Source organism: Chamaesiphon polymorphus CCALA 037, assembly GCF_003003845.1.
In the GTDB taxonomy this organism is placed as follows: domain Bacteria; phylum Cyanobacteriota; class Cyanobacteriia; order Cyanobacteriales; family Chamaesiphonaceae; genus Chamaesiphon; species Chamaesiphon polymorphus.
This window is the reverse complement of record NZ_PVWO01000372.1, coordinates 1-5,881: the sequence shown is the minus strand read 5'-3', so window position 1 is coordinate 5,881 and position 5,881 is coordinate 1. Positions and strand designations below refer to the sequence as shown.

The 5,881-nt window shown below is 45.7% G+C and carries 6 protein-coding genes and 1 pseudogene; all 7 read left to right on the top strand.

The annotated features are described in order from the left end of the window. Positions 1-315, top strand: a 315-nt coding sequence (locus C7B77_RS30300) for a hypothetical protein (protein WP_106309906.1), incomplete at its 5' end; no start/stop codon positions are given. 329 nt (positions 316-644) lie between these two features. After that, on the top strand, positions 645-1,763 hold the full coding sequence (nuoH, locus tag C7B77_RS22015; RefSeq protein ID WP_106309904.1) for an NADH-quinone oxidoreductase subunit NuoH: 1,119 nt from the start codon (positions 645-647) through the stop codon (positions 1,761-1,763). A gap of 66 nt (positions 1,764-1,829) precedes the next feature. Next, positions 1,830-2,381 (top strand): NAD(P)H-quinone oxidoreductase subunit I, encoded by a 552-nt coding sequence (gene ndhI / locus C7B77_RS22010; protein ID WP_181243965.1) that lies wholly within the window; start codon positions 1,830-1,832, stop codon positions 2,379-2,381. A gap of 197 nt (positions 2,382-2,578) precedes the next feature. Continuing rightward, positions 2,579-3,169, top strand: coding sequence for an NADH-quinone oxidoreductase subunit J (locus C7B77_RS22005; RefSeq protein WP_106309901.1), 591 nt, complete (start codon positions 2,579-2,581; stop codon positions 3,167-3,169). A gap of 103 nt (positions 3,170-3,272) precedes the next feature. Then, a complete protein-coding gene (nuoK, locus tag C7B77_RS22000) occupies positions 3,273-3,578 on the top strand; it encodes an NADH-quinone oxidoreductase subunit NuoK (protein WP_181243964.1) in 306 nt (101 codons plus the stop codon). Between the two features lie 208 nt (positions 3,579-3,786). Beyond that, a complete protein-coding gene (locus C7B77_RS21995) occupies positions 3,787-5,211 on the top strand; it encodes an IctB family putative bicarbonate transporter (RefSeq protein WP_106309909.1) in 1,425 nt (474 codons plus the stop codon). A 263-nt stretch (positions 5,212-5,474) separates the two neighbouring features. Continuing rightward, positions 5,475-5,881, top strand: a pseudogene (locus C7B77_RS21990) (O-antigen ligase family protein); the annotation flags it as partial.

The following is a 5,881-nucleotide window of genomic DNA, read 5'->3' as shown; positions in this document are numbered from 1 at the left end:
CTCCCCGTATTGCTTACATCTGTACTCAAGTTAATTTCGATCGGGTTATTAATCTGGTTGACGAGCGTAGCTCCGGCACGCGCGGAATTTTGTCGTGAGGTTGAGGGGCATCGGATTTGTATCGTCAGCATTAAGCGCAGCGCGAAAAATTATTGGCAATATCAGGCCATGGTGAGCATCGACGGTAGCGAACTACCGAGGGCATCGTATGACTGTCGGGAGGGATTAATTACCGACTTAGAGGGAAATACTACCTCATTTCGATCGCGCCAAGATGGCCGAATCGTGTGCAGCCTTTATCGCCGTCGCGGGTAAGATCGGTGAGTAAAAACGATGGTAACCATAGAGATGGCGGTCGATCGAGGATAGTGAGGATCGATCGCTAAATACTCTTGCCGCGATATACTAGTAGGGGCAAATTATATTAATAAATACATAGTTCGGATCCGCGATCCCCGACCTTAGATCGTCGATCGACACCCTAACTAAGCTGGGAGGATGGATTTTTATCGTCACTAATAACCGAGTGAAATGGGTTGTTACCGATCGAGATGAGGACTGAATCGATCTTCGGCATTAATTCCCACCTTCCGATCGTGGCGATCGACTCGCACAAATAGCTCACTTAAAATAAGAACCAATATATGAATTCAGGTATTGACCTTCAAGGTACTTTTATCCAATCCCTCAGTGACTTTGGGATCTCAGCCGAACTGGCTAAGGTTTTCTGGATGCCGTTTCCAATGTTGCTGATGATTATTGGTGCGACTGTCGGCGTACTCGTCAATGTCTGGTTGGAACGCAAAATCTCCGCCGCAGCCCAACAGCGGATCGGCCCTGAATATGCTGGCCCACTGGGCGTATTACAGCCTGTTGCCGACGGTCTCAAACTCGTCTTTAAAGAAGATATTCAACCAGCCAAATCCGACCCGATTCTCTTCACAATGGGGCCAGTATTGGTGGTAATGCCAGTATTCTTGTCTTACCTGATCGTCCCCTTCGGCCAAAATTTGGTAATTACAAATATCAATACTGGGGTCTTTTTGTGGATTGCGCTGTCGAGTATCGTCCCGATTGGCTTGCTGATGGCAGGATATTCGTCGAACAATAAGTACTCATTGCTGGGTGGCTTGCGGGCTGCGGCTCAGTCGATCAGTTACGAAATTCCGCTAGCTTTATCGGTACTGGCGATCGTGATGATGTCGAATAGCTTAAATACGATCGATATTGTCAACCAACAAGCTGACTATGGCATCTTGTCATGGAATATTTGGCGACAACCAGTTGGCTTCGTTATCTTTTGGATTGCTGCGCTAGCCGAATGCGAACGTCTGCCCTTCGACCTTCCAGAGGCTGAGGAAGAGTTGGTAGCTGGCTATCAGACAGAATACTCAGGTATGAAGTTCGCACTGTTCTTTGTGGGTTCTTACGTCAACCTGGTGCTATCGGCTCTGTTGGTGGCAATTTTATATCTTGGCGGATGGTCGAGTCCAATTCCGATCGATATGTTGAGCAATCTACTCGGTGTCGATCCTAGTACATCATGGGTGCAGGTTGTGGATGCGTCCCTCGGAATTTCGATGACCCTCCTCAAAGCCTATTTCTTAGTCTTCATCGCCATTCTCACTCGCTGGACTGTCCCCCGCGTCCGTATCGATCAACTCCTCAATCTCGGCTGGAAATTCCTCCTCCCCATCTCTCTAGCTAATTTGCTCATTACTGCGGCTCTGAAATTAGCTTTTCCGACGGCTTTTGGTGGCTAGGGATGAGGCTTTAGGCTTTAGAGAAGAGTTTAATGTATATTCCAAAATCCCAAATCCAAAATCATGCTGAAATTCCTCAAACAAGTAGTAGACTACGGCAAAGAAACCGCTCAGGCTGCCAAATATATCGGTCAAGGACTGGCGGTAACATTCGATCACATGCAGCGTCGTCCGATCACGGTTCAATATCCTTATGAAAAGCTAATTCCCTCCGAACGATTTCGGGGACGGATTCACTTTGAATTCGACAAATGCATTTCTTGTGAAGTCTGCGTGCGGGTATGTCCGATCAATTTACCTGTCGTCGATTATGAATACGATAAAGCTACTAAGAAGAAAAAACTCAATAGCTATAGTATCGATTTTGGGGTGTGTATCTTTTGCGGCAATTGCGTAGAATACTGTCCGACTAACTGTCTGTCGATGACCGAAGAATACGAACTCGCCACATTCGAGCGGCACGAACTTAATTTTGATAATGTCGCCCTCGGTCGCCTACCGACTAAAGTTACTGACGATCCTATGGTTACTGCTTTACGGACGTTGGCTTACTTACCAAAAGATGTAATGGAGCCTCACGATTTACCTGCTGGTTCTCAACGAGCAAAGAGCAATTAATTGATAATTGATAATTGATAATTGATAATTGGGTTGTTACATTGGGCTTTAAATCCCCAATGTAACAAAAATTTACTCCAAAGGTGGGGTTAAATCTCTATTAGTTGTTAGTTATTAACGATCGATTAAACCCGATTTGCTGTGGCGATCGCCATAGCAATTACACCGTTCAAACCTAGATTTAATTAATAACAAAAATGCAAATTGCTGAAGGTGTTCAGTTAGTGACATTTGGAATTCTCTCACTACTAATGTTGGGAGCAGCTTTAGGAGTGGTACTGTTTGCGAATATTGTATATTCCGCTTTTTTACTGGGTGGAGTGTTTATCAGTATGGCAGGAATTTATATTCTGCTCAATGCTGATTTTGTCTCGGCGGCGCAAATCTTGGTTTATGTCGGAGCAGTTAACGTCTTGATTTTATTTGCCATTATGTTGGTAAATAAACGCGAAGACTTTAAGCCGCTAAAAAATAGTTGGATCAGACAGGGGATGACGGTAGTAGTTTGCGGCGGCTTATTCGCACTCTTAGGTAGCGTCTCGCTGGTGACTCCCTGGAAAATCTCGACGGTAATGCCATTGGCTAGCTCGACTGTACCGATCGCCAAACACTTTTTCACCGATTTTCTGCTGCCATTTGAATTAGCTTCGGTGTTGTTATTAATGTCGATGGTCGGTGCAATTATTCTCGCTCGTCGCGACTTTGTACCCGATACGGTTACTGGCATCACATCTACTCAAGATAGCCTCACTCTGCCAGAACGCCCTCGCGAATTAGCTGGTAAATAATTCGCGTGTTGAGAGATTTGCCCAAGGTTTATGAGCGATCGAGTAAAATTTACCCAAAACTCGATCGCGATTAATAAGTTAAAGAATAAAGAAAAACTAGATGTTGCAATTACAATATTTTTTGATTTTAGCCGCCGCGCTATTTTGTATCGGTATTTATGGATTGGTGACCAGTCGGAATGCCGTTCGCGTGTTGATGTCGATCGAGTTGATGTTAAATGCTGTTAACCTAAATCTGATGAGTTTTTCTAACTACATCGATTCCACCGAAATTAAAGGTCAAGTATTTACCATATTCGTAATCGCGATCGCCGCAGCAGAAGCCGCAGTAGGCTTGGCGATCGTTCTCTCCATCTATCGCAACCGCGATACCGTCGATATGGAGCAATTTAACTTACTCAAGTGGTAAGTTGAATGTTAAATTAAGTCTCGTGCTTGCTAAAAACTCATTCAATTGAAACCTAGATATTGGAAAGCGGTAAATAAGTAGATTGGGATAAATATTTATTAGATAGAAAATGCCTGAGATCTAGATGGTGGGCACTGCCCACCCTACGTGGTATTTTAGATTTAATTATGCCCAGCTACTTATCAAGTATCAATTATCAATTAATTTAATGTACTCTTTTTGGCAACGCCTGACATTATCAGACATCTCCCCAAACAGATGGTTTGAAGCTAGCTACGTTCATCGCTGGGTTGGCTCCTTACAAGCTTGGCGACAGCAGAGTTGGCTGCTGCAACGGGGTGACGAAATCGGAGCGATCTTGACATCGCTGGTGTTTGTCATCTCGCCATTTATACCCGCCCTCGGCTTATCCACAGAACTAGTTGGGTTGTTGCTCGCTGGGGTAGCGGCTTTTTGGGTACTGCTGACTTTGGCAGACAATCGCGGTAATGGGATTACGCCCATTCATGTCACATTGCTAGCGTTTTGGGGCGTTTCCGCCATCTCCACTGGATTATCGCCAGCCAAAGATCTGGCATTTAGAGGGCTAAATTTGGTCACGCTCTACTTGCTATTATTCGTGATGCTGGCGCGGTTGTGTCGATCGAGTCGGATTCGGGATTGGCTGATTGGAATCTATCTACATGTTTCGCTAGTTGTCAGCGTCTATGGTGTCAATCAATCGCTGTATGGTGCCAAACAGTTGGCAACGTGGGTAGATGCCGAGTCTACACTAGCCAAGACGACACGGGTATATAGTTATCTCAACAATCCCAATCTCTTAGCTGCGTATCTGTTGCCAGCGATCGCATTTAGTGTGGCAGCTTGTTTTATCTGGCGCGGTAGATTGCCAAAAATCCTCGCGGGCTTGATGGTAGTGGTGAATACCTACTGTCTGATGGTGACCTACTGTCGCGGGGCGTGGGTGGGTGCATTGATGGGAATAGTCGTCGCTGCTGCCTTGGTTTATTATTGGTTGCGGCCTACATTGTCCCAGTTTTGGAAATCTTGGGCATTGCCGATGGCTTTAGGCGCGATTTTGGTCGTTGGAGGGGTGGCAGTTTTGGCCGTTCCGACCTTACGCGATCGCACATTGAGTATTTTTAGTGGTAGTAAAGATAGTAGTAATAACGTCCGGATCGAAGTCTGGAAAGCGGTTGCTAAAATGATTAACGATCGACCGCTGTGGGGCATTGGGCCTGGAGATCGGGTGTTTAAGAAGATGTATCCGGTTTATCAAACTAGTCCGCGCTTTAGCGCGTTGAGTGCCTACTCGATCTTTCTGGAAACGATCGTCGAAATTGGTTATGTTGGTTTTGTCTGTCTGCTGTGGATGCTGGCGGTAATATTTAATTGTGGCCTGCAAGGTTTGGCAAAATTACGCCAAACCAGAGATCCGCAAGCTTTTTGGTTGATTGCCGCGATCGCTGCTATGGTAGCAACAGTCGGGCAAGGTACGACCGATACCGAGTGGTATCGTCCGCAGATTCAAACCCTGTGGTGGTTGGTAGTAGGCATCATTGCGAGTTTTTATCCTGCTTCGGAGACTAGCGACTGGCAAGAAAAAGCTCTAATGGAGTCTAGCGACTCTTAGCACAGCAGAAGGGTAGTTTTAGGACGGGGATGCCCTTGCTAAAAAAATTCTGTCTCTAGAGATGGGATATTAAAAGCTACTTCTCGATCGTTGTTCGTATAGTCTGGCAAGAGAGCATGTTTCACCGAGAACAAGAGGTATGAAGCCTCCCCTTTTAACAGGAATTAAAAAGGATATTCCTTACTACTTCAATCCTCTTCCCTTAAGACAAGAGGTAATTCTCAATTCTCAATTCTCAATTCTCAATTCGTGAAAATCCCGCGATGCCTAATCTCCTGAGTCTGATTCCTGGCGCGACATGGAAACACCCCAATCCGAAATTGCAACTGGCGTGGAATTCCGCACGAATCGGGTTTGTTATCTTTCCGCTCGTCCCGCTGATTGGGGCGATCTTTATCTTTAGGGGATTAGTTCACACCTGGCGGCACTGTGACACCGAAATTAGGCAACGGCGATCGAATTGGGGCTTGGCGATCCTGTCTCTGTGGTTGATTTTGGTATCCTTATTTGGCCTTCAACCGGGCGATGCGGCATTGGGTTTGGTGAATTTTTTGCCATTTTTTGCATTTTTTGCGGCTTATCGGACACTAATTCAGTCGCCAGATCAGTTACGTCAACTGGCATGGATCGTGACAATTCCAGCATTGCCGATTATGGTGTTGGGTTTGTG